Source organism: Serratia sp. J2 (genome assembly GCF_046269175.1).
In the GTDB taxonomy this organism is placed as follows: Bacteria; Pseudomonadota; Gammaproteobacteria; order Enterobacterales; family Enterobacteriaceae; genus Chania; species Chania fonticola_C.
Map to the genome: position 1 here is coordinate 105,409 of NZ_JBKABN010000010.1, position 19,126 is coordinate 124,534.

Consider the following 19,126-nt stretch of genomic DNA (forward strand, 5'->3'; position numbering starts at 1 on the left):
GCTTACTTAGGTAAGTGACTGGGGTGAACAAGCGCAGGTAACAACGCTGCAGCTTGAAAGGCGACGGGGATATGCCAGCAAATAAATATAAGCAGGATAAATTAATAATGAGCAAAATCGCGCTGTTGTTTGCGATGCTATTTTGTACGCCGCTGATCACGGCGTGCAGCGCCAGTGAGCCAGCCCCGGCTCCCCAGGCCCCGTTGGTTGCACAGCAGTTATTAGGTTCACCGGTCTATATCCAGATATTCAAAGAAGAGCGCAAGCTGGAGTTGTACGCCAAGATGGGCAACGAATTCCGCCTGGTGAATAGTTTCTCTATCTGTAACTTCTCCGGAGGGCTTGGCCCAAAGCGCCGTGAAGGGGATTTTAAAAGCCCCGAAGGCTTTTATAGCGTCGACACCCGCCATCTGAAACCAGACAGCAAATATTATCGCGCCATCAACATCGGTTTCCCTAATGATTACGATAAAGCGCAGGGATATTCCGGTGCCTATCTGATGATCCACGGGGAATGTAAATCGATTGGTTGCTACGCGATGACCAACGCCTATATGGACGATATCTATCGTTACGTTGAAGCGGCGTTTGCTCACGGACAAAGCCGGGTGGATATCAGCATTTATCCGTTCCGCATGACCGAACAGAACCTGCAACGCCACCGTTCTTCAACCTACATCAGCTTCTGGCGTCAGTTGAAACCGGGGTATGACTACTTCGTCAAAAACCGCCAGCCACCGATGGTTAGCGTGGCCAACGGCCAATACGTGATGGCACAGCCGGTCATGAATAGCGCCCAGCCGACTCAATATGCCTCAACGCTTGAGACGAACACCAACCCGTTCGCCCGTAGCCAGCCGCTCACCGTAGTGAAATAAGGCAAACTCGCCTGGTGCTATCTTGTGCCAGGTTTCATTGCCCGTCAGCGGTTGGGTTGCAATGACCGTGACCACGTCATCCGGCGTGGTCTGCCGCTGAAAATCAATCTCTACATCCTGATCGAGCAAGGTGGCTTTGCCAAACGGTGCTCGCCGGGTGATCCAATAAAGATTGGTGGAGCAATAGGCCATCACAAAGCGCCCATCTGACAACAGCATATTGAACACCCCTTTCTCTCTGAGCCGATCGGCCAATAACGCTATATAGCGAAACACGGCTGGCCAGTTGCTGGGAGTGCGAGGGTATTTCAGCGCCAACTGATGTAACAGCCAGCAGAAGGCATATTCACTGTCGGTCTGCCCTACCGGGCGGAAGTTGCCGGTCGCCAGTTGGCGATAGCCTTTCAGTTGCCCATTGTGAGCGTAAGTCCAGTTGCGGCCCCACAGTTCACGGGTAAAGGGATGGGTATTTTCCAGTGCCACTTCACCGCGATTAGCCTGGCGGATGTGGGAGACCACGGCACAGGACTTGATCGGGTATTCCTGCACCAGGCGGGCAATAGGTGAATTAAAGCTGGGTTGGGGATCCTTGAATGTGCGACAACCGTTGCCTTCATAGAAGGTAATGCCCCAGCCATCTTTATGTGGCCCGGTTCGGCCACCGCGCTGTACCAGCCCGGTAAAGCTAAAGCAGATGTCGGTTGGTACGTTGGCGCTCATCCCGAGCAGTTCACACATCGATTGCCACCCCTTGAGGACTACTGACATTGGTATAAGGGCGCAGCTTGATGCCACGCCCTATATTTAATGCTGATCTCGCCGTTAAGCCTTAACCATCTCTTTTTCGATCAATAGGATCAAGATGTGGATCGCTTTGATATGGATTTCCTGGATACGGTCGGCGTAGCCAAAGTGCGGTACGCGGATTTCCACGTCGGCGCTACCGGCCATTTTGCCACCGTCTTTGCCGGTCAGGGTGATCACTTTCATCCCCTTGGCGCGAGCCGCCTCAATGGCTTTGATAATGTTGCCAGAGTTGCCCGAGGTAGAGATCCCCAACAGCACGTCGCCTTCGCGGCCTACGGATTCTACATAACGGGAAAACACGTACTCATAGCCAAAATCGTTGCTGACGCAGGACAGATGGCTAACGTCAGAAATCGCGATGGCCGGATAGCCCGGGCGATTCTCACGGTAGCGGCCAGTCAGCTCTTCCGCGAAGTGCATCGCATCACAATGCGAGCCACCGTTACCGCAGGAGATCACTTTCCCGCCGGCTTTAAAGGAATCCGCCAGCAGCACTGCCGCGCGTTGGATGGTATCAATGTTGGCATCATCGCTGAGGAATTTCGCCAAAGTATCAGCCGCTTCATTCAGTTCACTGCGAATTAAATCGTGGTACATAGAGATCGCCTCTTGTTTTGCGGTGGCATCGTCAATCTTTCGTCTCGCAGTGTAACGGATTGCAGAAAAACCTAGAAGCGTTGCGACGCAAACAGCGCTAGTGTGAACCGCCCCGGCGATTTTTTGACAATTGATGCTGTCAGTTTGTGACTTAAGTTGTAATTAAAGTGTAAATACATTGATAAAAAAATGGGTATGAACTAAAACCATTAGATATACACAACAGGTCAGACCTCTTACTACTTCGGAGCTTCTTATGATGGTTCTTAGTATCGTTGTTCTACTCGCACTCATTGGTGTGGTGTTTTATCACCGAGTGAACCTGGCTCTCAGCAGTCTGCTGCTGTTGGCCTTTACGGCGGCCATGGGCGCTATCGGCCTTTGGACCTACTGGATGCTGGTACCGCTGGCAATCGTGCTGCTGCCGCTGAACATCGTTTCGCTGCGCCGCTCGCTGCTTTCTGCCCCAGCACTGCGCGCCTTCCGCAAAGTGATGCCGCCAATGTCCACCACGGAAAAAGAAGCCATCGATGCCGGGACCACCTGGTGGGAAGGCGATCTGTTCCGTGGCCAACCGGATTGGAACAAGCTGCACAACTATCCGCAGCCTAAGCTGACGGAAGAAGAGCAAGCCTTTATCGATGGCCCGGTAGAAGAAGCCTGCCGCATGGCCAATGACTTCGAGATCACCCACGAACTGGCCGATCTGCCGCCGGAGCTGTGGGCCTATCTGAAAGAACACCGCTTCTTTGCGATGATCATCAAAAAAGAGTACGGCGGGCTGGAATTCTCCCCTTATGCTCAGGCCCGCGTCCTGCAAAAGCTGGCGGGTGTCTCAGGTATTCTGGCGATCACCGTCGGCGTGCCTAACTCCCTCGGCCCAGGCGAGCTGCTGCAACATTACGGCACTGAAGAGCAGAAAGATCACTACCTGCCAGGCCTGGCGCGCGGCGACGAAATTCCTTGCTTCGCACTGACCAGCCCAGAAGCGGGTTCCGACGCCGGGGCCATCCCGGACGTAGGCACCGTATGCATGGGCGAATGGCAAGGCAAACAGGTGCTGGGCATGCGCCTGACCTGGAACAAGCGCTACATTACCCTGGCACCGATTGCCACCGTGCTGGGGCTGGCCTTCAAGCTGCATGACCCAAGCCGCCTGCTGAGCGATAACGAATCCCCCGGCATCACCTGTGCGTTGATCCCAACCAACACCCCAGGGGTAGAGATCGGCAACCGTCACTTCCCGCTCAACGTGCCGTTCCAGAATGGCCCAACCCGCGGCAACGACGTGTTCGTGCCGATCGATTACATCATTGGCGGGCCAAAAATGGCCGGTCAAGGCTGGCGGATGCTGGTTGAATGCTTGTCGGTTGGCCGTGGTATCACTCTGCCGTCCAACTCCACCGGCAGCCTGAAATCCGTGGCGTTGGCGACAGGCGCTTACGCCCATATTCGCCGCCAGTTCAAAATCTCTATCGGTAAGATGGAAGGGATTGAAGAGCCGCTGGCACGTATTGCCGGTAACACCTACGTGATGGATGCCGCCGCGTCGCTGATCACCTATGCGTTGATGCAGGGCGAAAAACCTGCGGTGCTGTCCGCCATCGTCAAATACCATTGTACCCACCGTGGCCAACAGGCCATCATTGATGCGATGGATATCACCGGCGGTAAAGGCATCATGCTGGGCGAAGCCAACTTCCTGGCCCGTGCCTACCAGGGCGCACCGATCGCCATCACGGTAGAGGGTGCCAATATCCTGACCCGTACCATGATGATCTTCGGCCAGGGGGCGATCCGCTGCCATCCTTATGTACTGACCGAAATGGCAGCCGCTCAGAACAACGATCTGCACAGCTTCGACCAGGCGCTGTTCGGCCACCTCGGCCACGTCGGCAGCAGCAAAATGCGCAGCCTGTGGCTCGGCCTGACCAATGGCCGCACCAGCAGCACGCCAACCAAAGACGCTACACGCCGCTACTATCAGCAGCTAAACCGTCTGAGCGCCAACCTGGCGTTGCTGTCTGACGTTTCCATGGGCGTGCTGGGCGGTAGCCTGAAGCGCCGCGAGCGTATCTCTGCCCGCCTGGGTGACGTGCTGAGCCAGATGTACCTGGCCTCGGCCACGCTGAAACGCTTTGAAGATGAAGGGCGTCAGAAAGAAGATCTGCCACTGGTTCACTGGGGCGTACAAGACAGCCTGAATCAGGCAGAGCAAGCGCTGGACGACCTGCTGCGCAACTTCCCGAACCGCTTTATCGCCGGGGTGATGCGCCTGGTGGTGTTCCCATTCGGCCGCGTGCATACCGCACCTTCGGATAAGCTGGACCACCAGTTGGCGAAGATTATCCAACAGCCTTCAGCCACCCGTAGCCGCCTTGGCCGTGGTCAATACCTGACGCCAAGCGAGCATAACCCGGTTGGCCTGCTGGAAGCCGCGTTGCTGGACGTGATTGCCGCAGAACCTATCCACCAGCGCCTGTGCAAGCAAGCCGGTAAGAACCTGCCGTTCACCCGTCTGGACCGTCTGGCACAGCGTGCACTGGATGAAGGCAAAATCAGCGCCGACGAAGCCAAGATCCTGGTGAAAGCGGAAGAGAGCCGTCTGCGTTCAATCAACGTTGATGACTTTGCGCCAGACGCGCTGGCGGCGCAGCAGCCGGTAAAGCCAGTAAAGCTGGAAAAACGCCAGCAGCAGACTGAAGCTGCATAACGTTCAGCGGCCGTAAATGCCAAAGGGGCGATACCGTTAAGGATCGCCCCTTTCTCATTGCAGATTCAGATTGGCTCAACCATGTTGGCGGATACGCGCCAGCAAGGCATCGATGTGTTCTATGTGCGGCGCGTTGACGATCAGCGCGCGCCCCAGATTAAGGGCGTTGCGCTGACACTCGGCGCGCATTTCCGCATCGGTGATGCTGTCCAGATCGGCCACGTGCGCCAGCCCGATAGTACGGCGTATCAGCTCCGTACCGCAGTAACCCACCGCATCTGTCCATACCTGTTGCAGGAACTGCTCGGCATAGCCCGGCAGCGCCAGCGTTGCGTCACGGCTATGTTGATGGCACAACGCCAGAAAGCGATCGGCAAAGATCAGCCACAGCTCACGCACATCCTGCAACCGCTGCTCACGCCCGGCCGCCGCATCACGCGGGCCGAACAACCCTGGTAACCCACAATAGTTCAGCAGCAGATTACCCAGCGCAGTGCCAATATCGAAGCCGATCGGCCCGTAGAAGCCAAACTCGGCGTCGATCGCCTTCAACTTGCCTTCAGCTACAAATATCGATCCGCTGTGAATATCGCCGTGCAGCAAAGCCTCAGCCTTGCTCAGGAAGCGATGTTTCAGCCCGGCCACCGCCAACTTCAGCGCCGCGTCATCACGCAGTGCCAGTACCTGCGGCAACAGCGCCTCGTCAAACTGATTACGCTCATGATCCTGGTAAGGATCGCTGAAAAACAGATCTTCGGTGATCTGGCACAGTTCCGGATTGGTGAAACGGCTGACTTCTGCCTTTTTCAGCTGTGCGGTCTGGTAAAAATCAGAGGTGTGGAACAGAGTTTGCGCCAGGTATTCTGCCAGTTGCCCGGCGGCCAGCGGATAGTAGCGCCCCTTCACAAGCTCGCTGCGCCAGATGTGATGATCAGAGAGATCTTCCTGCACCATCACCGCCAGCTCAGGATCGTGATGCAGCACCTGCACCGTGTGGCGTGGGCACAGCGCCCCGTGGATCAGCAGCGTTTCCGCTTCGATACGCGCCCGATCCAGCGTCAACGGCCAGGATTCCCCCACGCAACGTACATACGGCAGCGCCTGTTTGACTACCACCCGGCTGACGCCGTCAGCATCACGGATTTTAAAGACCAGGTTCAGATTGCCATCACCGATCTCATCGGCACTTACCAACGCCTGTGGATCGGCCAGTTGCCCATATTGGCGCGCGTATTCAACGGCATCGGCAGCAGTAAACGTACGATATTGTGACATCCCCCAACCCCTCTGTTCTTTCCCATAGCGATGATTTTTTATTTTTAGCCGCAAAAGCGTTTGGACGTCTATACATCCGGATGTCATGTTGGCAGAATGGGTTCACAGATGCAATAAGAAACACACAAGGATTTAACCACTGATGCAAGCACTTAACACCACCAGCCTGAGCCTGCAAGACAGCCGCCTCCAAATCCTCGACCAGCAAGCTTTGCCGCAGGAAAAGTGCTGGTTGCCCTGCGACAGCGTGGACGAATTAGTTGGGCATATCCGCGCCCTGCGGGTGCGCGGCGCACCGTTGATCGGGCTATCTGCCAGCCTGCTGCTCGCCCTGTTGGCCGAGCGTGGCCTGTCGCAGGCTGAGCTGGAGCAGGCATTACAGACACTTCGCGCCTCACGCCCGACGGCGGTGAACCTGATGAACAATCTGGATCGTATGAAGCAGGCTTTGGCTCAGCCGGATTGGGTGAGCGCGATGACCGAGGAAGCGCTGCGCCTGGTCGAGGAGGATCGAACCCTGTGCGATCGCATCGCCGATAACGGGGCCGAGTGGGTGAAACCGGGAAGTCACCTGCTCACCCATTGCAACACCGGGGGACTGGCGACGGCGGGCGTGGGCACGGCGATTGGCGTTCTGCTTCGTGCACATCAGCAAGGCAAGATCGCCCAGGTTTGGGTCGATGAAACTCGTCCGTTGCTGCAAGGGGGCCGCCTTACCGCCTGGGAACTGGGAGAGCTGGGCATTCCTTACCGCTTAATCTGCGATTCCATGGCCGCCAGCCTGATGGCTACGGGCCAGGTCGATGCCGTCTGGGTAGGCGCAGACCGCATTGCGGCCAACGGTGACGTGGCCAATAAAATCGGTACTTACAGCTTGGCGGTGCTGGCCCATTACCACCGTATTCCGTTTTACGTGGCCGCCCCACATACCACGCACGATCCTCACTGCCCCAACGGCACAGCCATTCCTATCGAACAGCGCGCGGCCGAAGAAATCACCGGCGTCAGCGGCAGCTTTGGTTCCTGCCAGTGGGCACCGCTCAATGCGCCAACCTACAACCCGGCATTTGATGTGACTCCTGCGGCGCTAATCAGCGGCTGGGTGTTGGATAGCGGCGTCATTACGCCAGAGCAGGTTGCCGACGGGATTTTCCAGCGCGCATTGGCATAACTTTTTGCCCCTCACCCCAACCCTCTCCCACAGGGAGAGGGAGCTGCCCGGAGCGCGTGGTTGGATCGTGCAACGTCGGGAAGTTGGGAGCAAGAACAACGAGGATGGCGGTAGAATGCAGAAAAATCAGCGAGCTCGATCGGTTCCCTCTCCTCGTGGGAGAGGGTTAGGGTGAGGGGACTCAATCTAGCTTTGGATATGCCTCGGCAATTTTGTCACCGGTGAAATGGGCCACCCAACCTTCCGGATTATCAAAGACGCGGATGGCGGTGAAGTTGGGGGCCGAGCCCATATCAAACCAGTGGCGAGTATTGGCTGGCACCGAAATCAGATCGTTTTTCTCACACAGGATTTGGAAGATTTTCCCTTCGAGATGCAGGCAAAACAGCCCCGCACCTTCGACAAAGAAGCGCACCTCATCCTCGCCATGGGTATGTTCGGCCAGGAATTTTTCCCGCAGCGCTTCACGCTGGGTGTTGTCAGGACGCATGCTGATCACATCCCAGCTCTGGTAACCCTTTTCCGCCACCAGCCGGTCGATCTCATGCTGATAGGCGGCGATAACCGCTTCTGGCTGTGGGTTCTCGCCCAACTCGCGATCGGCCTGCCAACGCTCAAAACGCACGCCAATTTGCGCCAACTGCTGCTGGATAGCCTGCGCATCCTGGCTCTGCCATAACGGCTGCTGCGGCTCTTTATCGCTAAAAATGGTCAATCCACTCATTAGACAAACTCCCCTAACTCGATGTGATCAAAACGCTTAACCTGCCGGTGCTGGCTTTGCAGATCGGCAGCATCACGGATCAGTTGGCAGGTATGCCAGCCCGCTAGCCGTGCCGCGTCCAGCTCCTGATGGATATCAGAAAGGAACAGCAGCTCAGTTGGCTCCAGACCGATGGCTTGGGCAATATTGTGGTATGACGCGCTTTCACGCTTGGCCCCCACGTGCGTATCAAAGTAACCGCTGAAGCGCGGTTGCAGATCTCCCGCATCGCTGTAACCAAACAGCAGCTTTTGCGCTTCAACCGAACCGGAGGAATAGACGTACAGCTTCAGCCCTTGCTGCTGCCAGGCGGCCAGTTGTTCGGCCACCTCGGGGTAGAGATGCCCCTGGAAATCGCCGTTCAGGTAGCCGCTACGCCAGATAATGCCCTGCAAGGCCTTCAGCGCGGTCGATTTGCGATCTTCATCCATAAAACGATAAAGCGTGGTAATAAGCTGCTCATTATCGGCATCGGGTTGCGCAATCTCTGCACGCAATGCCGCCAGCGGAGCCGCAACTTCGGCGTCGTTGGCATGGCTGCGGATAAACTCCCCTAGTCGCTCACGGGCATAGGGGAACAGCACCTGATGCACAAAGCGGATATCGCTGGTGGTACCTTCAATATCGGTGACGATGGCGCGGATCATTTTGCCTCCAGTAAACGACGTTGCAGTTCGCACTGGAACAGGAACTCCAGCCCTTCAAGGTGGCGGCGCGCTTCCTCCACCTGTTTGCCCCAGCAATACAAGCCGTGGCCGCGCACCAAAAAACCGTACTGCAAGGGCGTTACCTCGGCAAATGCGGCCACACGCGCAGCCAGCGCCGGAATATCCTGGTCGTTATCAAAAATGGGGATGCTGACGCTGTCCAGATGGCTCTTCTGGCCGCTAAGGGATTTCTGCATTTCATACCCTTGCAGCACCAGTGCTTCACTTTTTTCCACGCGGGAAAGCACGGTGGCATTGACCGAATGGGTATGCAGGATGGCACCGACGGTGGGATAGAGGCGGTAGATCAGCGTGTGCAGGCCGGTTTCCGCCGAAGGCGTGCGGCCACTGGGGACGTGGTTGTTTGCCGTGTCCACCAGCAATAAATCCTGTTCGCTCAGGCTGCCTTTGTCTTTACCGGATTCGGTCACCAGGCAATGTTGGGCATCAAGGCGCAGCGACATGTTGCCGCCGGTCGCCGGGCACCAGCCTTTCTCACCGATCCAGTGGCAGGCGGCCAATAGGGCAGATAATTGCGGGTTTTCCATCATTCTCTCTATTTCCTGGCAGGTAGCTTTTGGCGATTGATTGAATGTGACTCACGTATCCACTAAGAATTTCAAGTGGTAGCTAGGCGACGAGGATAGACGTCTATACGTCTTGATTGCCAAATATTAACACCGTGTTATATTGTTCGCAACATAAGCGCCAGGAGAAATAGCCTGATATGAGCACCGCACCTGTCCCAGCCAGCAAGTTACCTGACCTCGGCACCACCATCTTTACCCAGATGAGCGCCCTGGCGCAGCAGCATCAGGCGATCAACCTGTCGCAGGGCTTCCCGGATTTTGATGGCCCGGAGTATTTAAAGCAGCGCCTGAACTGGCACGTCAGCCAGGGGGCAAACCAATACGCACCGATGACGGGCGCAGCGCCGTTACGTGAGGCCATTGCGGAAAAAACTGCTCAGCTCTACGGCTGGCAGCCCGATGCCAATAGTGAAGTGACTATCACTGCGGGTGCAACCGAGGCGTTGTTCGCTGCGATCAGCGCCCTGGTACGCTCCGGCGATGAAGTGATTTGCTTCGACCCAAGCTACGACAGCTATGCCCCAGCGGTGCAGCTTTCCGGCGGCGTTCTGAAGCGCATTGCCCTACAGCCGCCAGCCTTCAAGGTCGATTGGCAACGGTTCGCCGAACAGCTTTCACCGCACACACGGCTGGTGATCCTTAATACTCCGCAGAATCCCTCCGCCACGGCCTGGTCGGCAGAGGATATGCAGCAGCTATGGGCTGCCATCGCCGATCGGGAAATCTATATTCTGAGCGATGAGGTTTACGAGCATATCTGCTTTGCCAAAGGGGGACACGCCAGCGTGCTGGCCCATCCACAACTGCGTCAGCGGGCGATTGCCGTTTCCTCGTTTGGTAAAACCTTCCATATGACCGGCTGGAAAGTGGGTTACTGTATAGCTCCGGCAGCGTTGAGCGCGGAGGTGCGCAAGGTTCACCAATATCTGACGTTCTCGGTCAACACCCCGGCCCAGTTGGCCTTGGCCGATATGCTGCGCAACGAGCCGGAACACTGGCAGCAGCTACCCGCGTTCTACCGTGCCAAGCGCGATCGTTTTGTGCAGGCGTTAGCTAACAGCAGGCTGGAAATTCTGCCCTGTGACGGCACTTACTTCTTACTGGCAGATTACAGCGCCATTTCCGATCTGGATGATGTCGCCTTCTGCCATTGGCTGACCGAGCACGCAGGCGTAGCGGCGATCCCGCTGTCCGTCTTCTGTGCCGATCCGTTCCCCTATAAACTGATCCGGCTGTGCTTCGCGAAGCAAGATGCCACGCTGGATGCCGCTGCGGAGCGCCTATGTCGACTCTAAAAATTACCCTGTTGCAGCAACCGCTGGTCTGGCGTCAAGGTGAGGCCAACCTGCGCCAGTTCGATGCCTTGTTACCCTCGATTAGCGACCGCGATCTGATTGTGCTGCCGGAAATGTTTACCACCGGCTTTGCTATGGATGCCGGGGAAAGCGCGTTGCCTGAACAACAGGTAATAGACTGGTTACATACCTGGGCGGTGAAAACCAACGCCTTGGTGGGTGGCAGCGTAGCGTTGAAAACTGCCAAAGGGGCAGTTAACCGTTTCCTGCTGGTGGAACCTGGCGGCAAGGTGCATGGTTATGATAAACGCCATCTGTTTCGTATGGCCGGTGAACACCAGCATTATCAGGCTGGGAAACAGCGCACCATTTTCGAATGGCGTGGCTGGCGTATCCTGCCGCAGATTTGCTATGACCTGCGCTTCCCGGTGTGGTCACGCTATCAGCAGGATTACGATCTGGCCCTGTACGTGGCCAACTGGCCAGCAGCACGTAGCTTGCACTGGCAAACGCTGCTGGCGGCGCGGGCGATTGAAAACCAGATTTACGTGGCGGGTTGTAACCGCGTGGGCGAGGACGGCAATGGCCTGAATTACAGCGGTGACAGCCTGATTATCAGCCCGCAAGGAGAAAGGTTGGCCAGCGCAGAACCGGGCCAGGCGGCGAGGCTGGATGCCGAGCTTTCGCTGGAAACGCTGCAAACCTACCGCGCCGCGTTCCCTGCCTGGCGTGATGCAGATGGCTTCCAACTGCACGATTGAGTCAATGCCCCACCCTAACCTCCCCAAGGAGCTGTCTCTTGATCAGATCTCCTGATCAAGAGACTTCGCCAGTTTATACCCTTCGACGATATCCTGAAGCTTGAATCATCCCTCCCACATCACTACCCATCCTGCTCGTCCCGTTCGTTTACTGTCATACCAACGCCCCAGCTTCGCCAGATTCAGGCACGCCCACTTCAGACTCGGCGGCATCTTTGGCAAGGTTTTACCTTCCTGTTTCACCCACAGCAACGTCCATTCAACTGGACTCAGTACCCGTTCACAGCTTTCATTGAGCGTCTCTTCACTTAACCCGCCCTGGCGTAACGTCAGCGCTGCTATGTTGGCACCACTTCGATCAATGGCCACTACCGCAGATTCTCCGTAGTGTCGAATGACCTTACGAAAGAAGCACGCCGCTGCAGATCAATTTACCATCTCCGTATTTTTGCAACGGTGCGCGTTTGCTGACTTATTTTCGTTAATGCGACAGAGCCATTTAGACGCTTCCAGCGTAGAACCCCTTATAGAAAGGTATCTTTGGTGAGCAGCTCTTTGAATAACGACTTCTCCGCCGTAATAATGTCTGTGCGCCGTTTATCATCAATAAGCCAGTTCAGACCGGCATCAGACAAATCAATGGCTGTACCGTCCGGCGAGATCACTTTACCGGCAAAAATCATCTGCTGGTACAACTGGGCAATCCCACCGACTCGGGTGTAATCAGCTACAAAGCTTTGATCGACCATGGCCCCTTGCTCTAATAAACAACCAGCGCCAATGATCGCGGGCCCTCTGATTGTCACTCCAGGCTGTATTTCAGTACTGCTGCCAATATAGACCGGCCCTTCAATATCCAGGTTGGCAAAATCGGCTTTAACGTTCAGCCCACACCAAATTTGCGGCGCAACCTGAATGCCCGGCATCGGATAATCAGGTAACTCCCGATTAAGGATCATGCGGTTTACATGCCAGAAGTCCTGCAATGAGCCAATATCTACCCATTGGAATGGCAAGACAATGCCGTAGAAAGGAACATCTAATTCAGCAAGTTTAGGGAACAACTGGCTACCAATGTCATATTCAACACCGTCGGGAATATAATTGAATATCTCGGGTTCAAACACATAGATACCCGTATTGGCATTGTTTGATAACGCCTCTTCTGCTTTAGGTTTTTCCTGAAACTGACTGACTCGGCCTTGGTCATTGGTGACGACAATCCCATACTTACTCACTTGATCGGCTGGCACAGGGCGCATGATCAGGGTGGCGACACTTTTTCTGGCCCGATGAAAAGCCAATACCTGATCAAAATCCACATCAATTAATGCGTCACCACACACCACGACAAAAGTGTCATCAAAAAATCCCGAGAAATTTTGGATGTGCTTCATTCCACCGGCGGAACCCAGCACGTTATCAACAAAGGTATTACCTTCCATCACCCCTTCGTAGGAGTAACCCATTTCCACGCCCCAGGCATGGCCATCGCGAAAATAATTCTCGATATCTGCGGAAAGGTAGCTTGTATTGACCATTAACTGATTAAATCCATACTCTCTTAAATGCTCAACGATCGACTCCATAATCGGCTTGCGAATTAATGGGATCATTGGTTTTGGCAATATGGTGGTCAACGGTCTGGCTCTGGTTCCTTTACCTGCGGCAAGAATCATGGCTTTCATAATGAACATTCCTTTTTAATCAATGAGATGATTATCAGATTTGCTGTAATGCGTTGCTTTTATCAGCGCCGATGATAAATATTTTATCCATCCGGGTTAACTTGAACATACTGTGGATATTGTTGTTCAGTGAGCAGACCGCGAGCTCACCTTTTCCATGTAAGGATTTCAAAAGAGAGACCAGAGTGCCTAAAAAACTGCTGTCGATGAAATCGACCTGACCGAAGTCCAGTAAAATATGGTGAGTCCCCTGCGCAATCATGGCTTGTATGTCTTCCTTAAACTGAGTGGAAACCGATGCATCCAAACGCCTGTCCAAAAGAGTGACAACCAAGACATTGCCAATTGACTGAGTTTCAAAGTTCATTCTTTCTTCCTTACAATACCGTTGGGAGGGGAAAACAGCTATTACGTTAGCTCACCAGTAAAGAAATATCGTTATTCAATGCCACAGTTCCATACCGAGTATCACTGTGCTGTTCATCTGTTTGTGTTGGATATCAATAATGTAATGGTCGTTGTATTTGCCGCAAACGTAACATAGGCCGAAGATATAACCGCGCCAAGCGGCCAGCAGTTTTGCTGTCACCGATGAGCCATCCTTTATTTGCTAATCAGTAGATGAAGACTTTTCGCGAGGAGCTTCTGGCATCAGCGGGGTCCCTCCATGTCACATTGTCACGATTAGCGTTCATTCAGCAAAGCATCCAGCGCAGGCCATAAACATCGTGATAACCAATATTCCTGAGCACTCCCTGTGCAAACTTTTGACTATCAATTACGGTATTAAGCGTAGCACAGAGTTCAGGACCTTCAATTCGTGACCCAGATGGGGTTTGATGCAGCCCCAGTGGAAGCGAAGCTTGCGATTTGACAATACAATGTCCTAACCATGAACGTAGCGCATCTAAGGTGCGAGCACGCTGACGCCGAGGCTCTTTTCCCATGCCCTGCCACCCTCGATACTCTTGAGAGCATGAAAAAGGCTATCGCCATAGCGACTACGCTTGCGAATGATACGATGCCCCAGGAAGATAAATCCATCATTGACATAGGTGATCCTGGTATTGTCCATGTTCAGCCTCAGTTTCAGGCTGTCTTCCAACACGCGCCGGCATTCTTCCCTGATGGCCTCCGCCTGTGCTTTACTGCCTTTGCCTATGAGGACAAAGTCATCCGCATATGAGCCCCCTTTGAGGCCAGCGTGATCCGCGCAGCTTCGGCCAGCCATGTGGGCAGTGTTATCAGACGCAGCAGCCACTCCCCCCGTCGTGACGGGTCTGCTTTACTTCTAAAAGAGCATGGGCTATCAGCTCCCTCTCCCTTTGGGAGAGGGTTGGGGTGAGGGGTCTGTTATACCCACAGCCAGGCAGTAAGCCTGGATCGCTAGCGCCACGTCGCCCACGGTGACGGCCTCATCGGGATGATGGCTGATGCCGCCCTCGCAACGAACAAACAGCATCCCCACCGGCCAACGGACGGCGATAGCAATGGCATCATGCCCCGCACCGCTAGGCAGCATTAGGCAATTCCCTTGCACCTGCATTACTGCGTCATGCCAGCGCTGCTGCCACTGAGGGTCACAAGCGGTAGCCGGTATGCGGTAGAACTCCTCGCTGTAGAAACAGACCCCACGACGCGCGCTAATGCTCTGCGCCTGCAACAGTAATTCGGCCAGCAACGCGTCTAGCGGTTCATCTTGCGGGCCACGAACGTCGAGGGATAGCCTGATCTGCCCAGGGATCACATTCACTGCCCCCGGAAAGCTTTCTATCTGACCGACCGTGGCGACCACATGCGGATCGTATTCCATGGTGAGCCGCTCAACCGTGACCATCCATTCAGCGGCGGCAGCCAGCGCATCCCGGCGCTGCCCCATCGGCACGGTCCCTGCATGGCCAGCATGTCCAGTAAAGGTACAGTTGAGGCGGCGGGCACCGTTAATCGCCGTGACCACTCCCAGCGCCAGATCGGCGGCTTCAAGACAAGGCCCCTGCTCAATATGCAGTTCGAGATAGGCGCAGATCGAGCCTTGTGCACGCTCGGCAGAACTCACCGCCGCAGGATCAAGCCCCGCGTCACGCATAGCCTCAGCCACGCTGATGCCCTCAGCATCGGTACATGTCAGCCAATCCTCTGCCCACTGCCCAGTGATCCCTTTGCTGCCGAGTAAGGTAATGCCAAACCGCGTGCCCTCCTCGTCGGCAAAACCGATCACCTCGATCGCCTGCGGCAGACGCCGATTGTGGCTATGCAACAAGGCGACAACCTCGAGCGCGGTCAAGACCCCCAGCATGCCATCGTAGCGCCCCGCGTTGCGCACCGTATCAAGATGAGAGCCAAGCAGCAGTGCCGGTGCGGCCGGTTGCTGCCCTTCGTAACGTCCGCAGATATTGCCCACGCCGTCTTGCCAGACCTCCATCCCAAGCTCGCGCATCCAATTCCCTACCAACTGGTTGGCACGTAAATGTTCTGGGGAGAGATAAACCCGCGTCAGATGGCCTGGCGTGCTGCTGATTGCCGCCAGTTCGTCGCAGCGAGCCATCACTCTGGCCGCGGCTCGTTCCGCTTCCAGAGGGGTCAGCAGCATTGCCATCAGTTCTGCTCGGCGTCGTAAATGTTCCATGCTGCCTGCATAGCTTCCCCGTGCGGGCTAACAAAACCGAGACGGTTGAGTACCGCTTCAAGCGCGGCCAACGTTTGCAGCACGCAGTCTTTCCGCGCGTTATACCCCATGGTACCAATCCGCCAGATCTTGCCCTGCAACGGGCCAAACGAGGTGCCGATTTCGATGGCGAAGTCATTGAGCATCATCTGGCGTACCTGCTCGCCATGGATGCCCTGCGGGATCACCACGCCCAGCACGTTGTTCATCTTGTTGGCGATATCGCCAAAGACCTCCAGCCCCATCCCCTGGATCCCGGCCAACATCGCCGCGCCATTCAGTTTATGGCGAGCAATAGCGTTATCCAGCCCTTCCTCCAGGATCACCCGGGCGCATTCACGCGCGGCAAACAGCATGCTGGTGGCTTCCGTATGGTGGTTCAAGCGCTCCGGCCCCCAGTAATCCATGATCATGCCGAGGTCGAAATAGTTGGAGTAGATCATCTCGTCGTCACCGTCTGTGTGATCGACGGTACGGATCCCCTCCTCAACGCACTTACGACGGCGCACGATCTCTTCAAACTGCGGGCTAAGGGTGATTGGAGAACTGCCAGAAGGGCCACCGAGGCATTTTTGCAGCCCTGCGGATACCGCATCCAAACCCCAGGCATCGGTTTCCAGCTCGTTACCGGCGAACGAGGCGGTAGCATCGGTATAGAACAAGACGCCGTGGCGGCGACAGATATCCCCTAATTCCGCCAGCGGTTGCAGCATGGTGGTGGAGGTATCCCCTTGCACCGTCAGCAATAGGCGTGGCCGTACTTTCTTGATCGCATCCTCGATCCGATCGGCACTGAATACTTCACCCCAAGGCGCTTCGATGGTGTGCACATCGGCACGGCAACGGCGGGCGATTTCACACAACAGATGGCCAAAACGGCCAAATACCGGCACCAGCACTTTATCGCCAGGGCGAATGGCAGAAACCAGCATTGCCTCGATACCGGCACGCGAAGTCCCGTCTATCAGCATCGTCCAGCGGTTCTGCGTGCGAAACAGGCCGCGATACAGCTCCATCACCTGATTCATATAGCCGGTCATGGCCGGATCGTATTGGCCAATCAACTGGCTGGACATGGCACGCAGCACGCGCGGATCGGCATTGATCGGCCCTGGGCCCATCAGTAGGCGATGCGGAGGATTGATTTGATCGAATTGGTTGATAGCTAGCATGTTCATTCCTTGTCAACTTAATAACTTAGCTCGGAGATTGCTACGTCTGCGACCGGCCGGTTTTTTGTTATTGCTAGATTATCGCCAAGCGAGAAAGGATGAAACAAAAGATTCTTAAATTATTTATCTGCAACTAAAGAATCAACGGACGCAGCAAATAGCGCCCGTTTAGCCGCGTGATAACCAATGCCTCAGCGCTGCTCCAACTCCTCCAGATCGCTGAACAGATTGGCCACCTGATGAATACGCTGCCGCCCTTGCGACAATCTGTCATGCAGCAACGCATTGCTCAGCAGGCTCGCCAGGCTCATGGCGCTGGAGTAGCTGTCAAACGCCGAGACGCTATCGAGCGGCGTCATCAAATGCCAGCTAGCCAGCGGGATCAGCGCCTGGGCCTGCGGTTCGCAGATCAATAACGTTGGCACCTGCTTGATCTGCAACTGTTGCAATACCTCTCGCGCCAGGCGTGGACGGCGGCGAAATGCGACCACTACCACCATGTCCTGCGGCCCCAGATCCACCAGGTCTTCGGCCAAGGTTTGGCCCGGCTGCGGTATTAACAAAACCTGTTCACGCACCTGCATCAGTTGCTGGCGCAAATGCATCGCGACGGGATAGCTATTGCGCATCCCCAACAGTAGCAGCCGCCGGGATTTCCCCATGGCCGCGATCACCGCACCAAACTGTTCCGCATCAATCTGCTTTACCCAATGCGTCAGATTGGCCATTTCCTGCTGGTAATGGCGAGCTAGTAAGGTGTTGCCCTGCACCGCGTCACGGCTGTCGGTCAATGGCATACCGCTTTGGCGTAGGGTACGCAGCTCGTCACGCATTGCGCGATAGCTGGCATAGCCCAGCCGCTTGAACAGACGGCTGACCGTGGCCTTGGACACTCCACTTAGGCGCGCCAACTCGGTGCTGTTATAGCTAATCAGGTCGTCAAAGTGATCGAAGATAAAGTCGGCTACCCGCTGCTCTTGAGGGGCCAATTGCGGGTATTCGCTGCGCAGGCGTTCATCAATCTGTTTCATCGCTACTCCCGCTGTAACTTTTGTTTCAGCGGAACATAGCACAGCAGCCAAAGCGGCCGCCAGAGTTGAAATTGATCTGCATAACTTCCACCTGAAGCGCTATTAGACACAGCAATTTAGTAGGCCCAGAAACTTAACACCAGTACGCCATAAAGTTCACCGTGGAACGGTCCAGATCGCGTTCGCCAATCAGGTAACGGCGCAACGTTTTCACCACCGATGACTCCGCAGCCACCCAGGCGTAAAAGGTCTTAGCCCCTTCGGCACGCTCCCACAGCAAATCCCCACCCAGACTGTTTTCTGCCAGAGACTGCGCTTCAGCCCGCGCCGAGGAAGGAATATTAACCCGCTGACGCACCGCCTCCACCAGCAATGTGCCATGCAGTTGCTGGTGTCCAACGTCCCGTGGCAGCCAGTAAACCTCGGCAAACGGAAAGTGCGCCATATCGAGGCAGTCCCCCGCTACCGGCACTTCGAAGAAAGCCTGCACACGCGGTGGGTTAGCCTGCTGCGCCAACTGTTCGAGGATACCCATCGCCGCTGGCAGTGCCGTTTCATCGGCGATCAGCAACGCATGCCGGGTTTGCGCTGGCGGGGCCCACTCATAGCCGCCGCTATCCTCAGCAAAATCGGCATTTGGCGCTACAACCTGGAGTTTATCTCCCGCAACGGCATGCGTTGCCCAGGCAGAGGCCGGGCCATTAATGCCATGGAGCACAAACTCCACGTCCATTTCATTCTCAGCAGCGCGCAGTGCCCGCAACGTGTAGGTACGCATCACGGGCCGTTGCTCTTTCGGTATCGCCATGTAGTTACGATACCAATCGTCGCTATTCGCCAACTGCGAGCTTTGCCCTTCCGCTACCGGGAACAACAGCTTGATCCGTTGATCCGGGGCTTCCAGCTTCATGCGCTGTACCTCTGGGCCGGTAAACACGCAGCGCAGCAGCGAGGGGGAAACATTTTCCTTGTGCTTCAAGGTAAGATCAAAGATGCGATAGCTTGCGGACATA

At 55.6% G+C, this 19,126-nt stretch carries 18 protein-coding genes and 4 pseudogenes; 5 read left to right on the plus strand and 17 right to left on the minus strand.

Annotation, left to right across the window (positions count from 1 at the left end; all coding sequences use genetic code 11):
* Nucleotides 1–107 precede the first annotated feature (107 nt).
* Nucleotides 108–878, plus strand: a complete 771-nt coding sequence (gene dpaA, locus ACKWMY_RS12675) for a peptidoglycan meso-diaminopimelic acid protein amidase (protein ID WP_024528983.1) — start codon at nucleotides 108–110, stop codon at nucleotides 876–878.
* On the opposite strand, the gene ACKWMY_RS12680 is transcribed toward dpaA, so the two are convergent.
* Together ACKWMY_RS12680 and lpcA are read right to left on the minus strand one after the other, a co-directional pair.
* A complete protein-coding gene (locus ACKWMY_RS12680) occupies nucleotides 816–1,616 on the minus strand; it encodes a class II glutamine amidotransferase (protein WP_024528984.1) in 801 nt (266 codons plus the stop codon). The two genes, dpaA and ACKWMY_RS12680, sit on opposite strands and share 63 nt — an antisense overlap.
* A gap of 84 nt (nucleotides 1,617–1,700) precedes the next feature.
* On the minus strand, nucleotides 1,701–2,282 hold the full coding sequence (lpcA, locus tag ACKWMY_RS12685) for a D-sedoheptulose 7-phosphate isomerase (RefSeq protein ID WP_021181931.1): 582 nt from the start codon (nucleotides 2,280–2,282) through the stop codon (nucleotides 1,701–1,703).
* Between the two features lie 256 nt (nucleotides 2,283–2,538).
* Here lpcA and fadE point away from each other — a divergent pair, with 256 nt between their 5' ends.
* On the plus strand, nucleotides 2,539–4,995 hold the full coding sequence (gene fadE, locus ACKWMY_RS12690; RefSeq protein WP_024483640.1) for an acyl-CoA dehydrogenase FadE: 2,457 nt from the start codon (nucleotides 2,539–2,541) through the stop codon (nucleotides 4,993–4,995).
* Nucleotides 4,996–5,070: 75 nt separating this feature from the next.
* Here fadE and mtnK read toward each other — a convergent pair whose 3' ends face one another.
* On the minus strand, nucleotides 5,071–6,270 hold the full coding sequence (mtnK, locus tag ACKWMY_RS12695; protein WP_309206038.1) for an S-methyl-5-thioribose kinase: 1,200 nt from the start codon (nucleotides 6,268–6,270) through the stop codon (nucleotides 5,071–5,073).
* A 142-nt stretch (nucleotides 6,271–6,412) separates the two neighbouring features.
* Here mtnK and mtnA point away from each other — a divergent pair, with 142 nt between their 5' ends.
* On the plus strand, nucleotides 6,413–7,441 hold the full coding sequence (gene mtnA, locus ACKWMY_RS12700) for an S-methyl-5-thioribose-1-phosphate isomerase (protein ID WP_409486387.1): 1,029 nt from the start codon (nucleotides 6,413–6,415) through the stop codon (nucleotides 7,439–7,441).
* A gap of 181 nt (nucleotides 7,442–7,622) precedes the next feature.
* Here mtnA and ACKWMY_RS12705 read toward each other — a convergent pair whose 3' ends face one another.
* The 3 genes from ACKWMY_RS12705 to ACKWMY_RS12715 are packed head-to-tail and all read right to left on the minus strand — an operon-like array spanning nucleotide 7,623 to nucleotide 9,462.
* Nucleotides 7,623–8,165, minus strand: coding sequence for a 1,2-dihydroxy-3-keto-5-methylthiopentene dioxygenase (locus ACKWMY_RS12705; RefSeq protein ID WP_409486388.1), 543 nt, complete (start codon nucleotides 8,163–8,165; stop codon nucleotides 7,623–7,625).
* Nucleotides 8,165–8,851, minus strand: a complete 687-nt coding sequence (gene mtnC, locus ACKWMY_RS12710; protein WP_409486389.1) for an acireductone synthase — start codon at nucleotides 8,849–8,851, stop codon at nucleotides 8,165–8,167. The genes ACKWMY_RS12705 and mtnC overlap by 1 nt, the downstream gene beginning before the upstream one ends.
* On the minus strand, nucleotides 8,848–9,462 hold the full coding sequence (locus tag ACKWMY_RS12715; RefSeq protein WP_409486390.1) for a methylthioribulose 1-phosphate dehydratase: 615 nt from the start codon (nucleotides 9,460–9,462) through the stop codon (nucleotides 8,848–8,850). The genes mtnC and ACKWMY_RS12715 overlap by 4 nt, the downstream gene beginning before the upstream one ends.
* A 176-nt stretch (nucleotides 9,463–9,638) precedes the next feature.
* On the opposite strand from ACKWMY_RS12715, the gene ACKWMY_RS12720 reads away from it, so the two are divergent.
* Both ACKWMY_RS12720 and ACKWMY_RS12725 read left to right on the plus strand, forming a co-directional pair.
* Complete coding sequence (locus ACKWMY_RS12720; RefSeq protein WP_409486391.1) at nucleotides 9,639–10,796, plus strand: pyridoxal phosphate-dependent aminotransferase; 1,158 nt, start codon at nucleotides 9,639–9,641, stop codon at nucleotides 10,794–10,796.
* The gene (locus ACKWMY_RS12725; RefSeq protein WP_409486392.1) at nucleotides 10,784–11,557 is read left to right on the plus strand and encodes an amidohydrolase; all 774 of its coding nucleotides are present in this window, start codon (nucleotides 10,784–10,786) and stop codon (nucleotides 11,555–11,557) included. Before ACKWMY_RS12720 ends, ACKWMY_RS12725 begins: the two co-directional genes overlap by 13 nt.
* 42 nt (nucleotides 11,558–11,599) lie before the next feature.
* Here the strand turns inward: ACKWMY_RS12725 and ACKWMY_RS12730 are convergent.
* The 11 genes and pseudogenes from ACKWMY_RS12730 to ACKWMY_RS12780 all read right to left on the minus strand — a co-directional run.
* A pseudogene (locus tag ACKWMY_RS12730) lies at nucleotides 11,600–11,899 on the minus strand (IS4 family transposase); the annotation flags it as partial.
* Nucleotides 11,882–11,983, minus strand: a pseudogene (locus tag ACKWMY_RS12735) (IS6 family transposase); the annotation flags it as partial. The pseudogenes ACKWMY_RS12730 and ACKWMY_RS12735, both read right to left, overlap by 18 nt.
* Before the next feature lie 98 nt (nucleotides 11,984–12,081).
* Complete coding sequence (locus ACKWMY_RS12740) at nucleotides 12,082–13,245, minus strand: sugar phosphate nucleotidyltransferase (protein ID WP_024528992.1); 1,164 nt, start codon at nucleotides 13,243–13,245, stop codon at nucleotides 12,082–12,084.
* A 34-nt stretch (nucleotides 13,246–13,279) separates the two neighbouring features.
* Nucleotides 13,280–13,612 carry an STAS domain-containing protein gene (locus ACKWMY_RS12745; protein ID WP_409486393.1) on the minus strand — a complete coding sequence of 111 codons (333 nt, stop codon included), beginning with the start codon at nucleotides 13,610–13,612 and terminating at the stop codon, nucleotides 13,280–13,282.
* Nucleotides 13,613–13,687: 75 nt separating this feature from the next.
* Entirely contained in the window at nucleotides 13,688–13,834 is a 147-nt protein-coding gene (locus tag ACKWMY_RS12750) for a hypothetical protein (protein ID WP_161629485.1), read from the minus strand.
* Nucleotides 13,835–14,233: 399 nt separating this feature from the next.
* Nucleotides 14,234–14,428 (minus strand): annotated as a pseudogene (locus ACKWMY_RS12755) (group II intron reverse transcriptase/maturase); the annotation flags it as partial.
* Nucleotides 14,428–14,502: pseudogene (locus tag ACKWMY_RS12760) on the minus strand (reverse transcriptase); the annotation flags it as partial. The pseudogenes ACKWMY_RS12755 and ACKWMY_RS12760, both read right to left, overlap by 1 nt.
* Nucleotides 14,503–14,554: 52 nt before the next feature.
* A complete protein-coding gene (gene hpxK / locus ACKWMY_RS12765; RefSeq protein ID WP_409486409.1) occupies nucleotides 14,555–15,841 on the minus strand; it encodes an allantoate amidohydrolase in 1,287 nt (428 codons plus the stop codon).
* On the minus strand, nucleotides 15,841–17,082 hold the full coding sequence (locus tag ACKWMY_RS12770) for a pyridoxal-phosphate-dependent aminotransferase family protein (RefSeq protein WP_024528996.1): 1,242 nt from the start codon (nucleotides 17,080–17,082) through the stop codon (nucleotides 15,841–15,843). The genes hpxK and ACKWMY_RS12770 overlap by 1 nt, the downstream gene beginning before the upstream one ends.
* A gap of 191 nt (nucleotides 17,083–17,273) precedes the next feature.
* Nucleotides 17,274–18,113, minus strand: coding sequence for a MurR/RpiR family transcriptional regulator (locus tag ACKWMY_RS12775; RefSeq protein ID WP_024528997.1), 840 nt, complete (start codon nucleotides 18,111–18,113; stop codon nucleotides 17,274–17,276).
* 133 nt (nucleotides 18,114–18,246) lie between these two features.
* The gene (locus ACKWMY_RS12780) at nucleotides 18,247–19,125 is read right to left on the minus strand and encodes a siderophore-interacting protein (protein ID WP_409486394.1); all 879 of its coding nucleotides are present in this window, start codon (nucleotides 19,123–19,125) and stop codon (nucleotides 18,247–18,249) included.
* Between the last annotated feature and the right edge of the window lies 1 nt (nucleotide 19,126).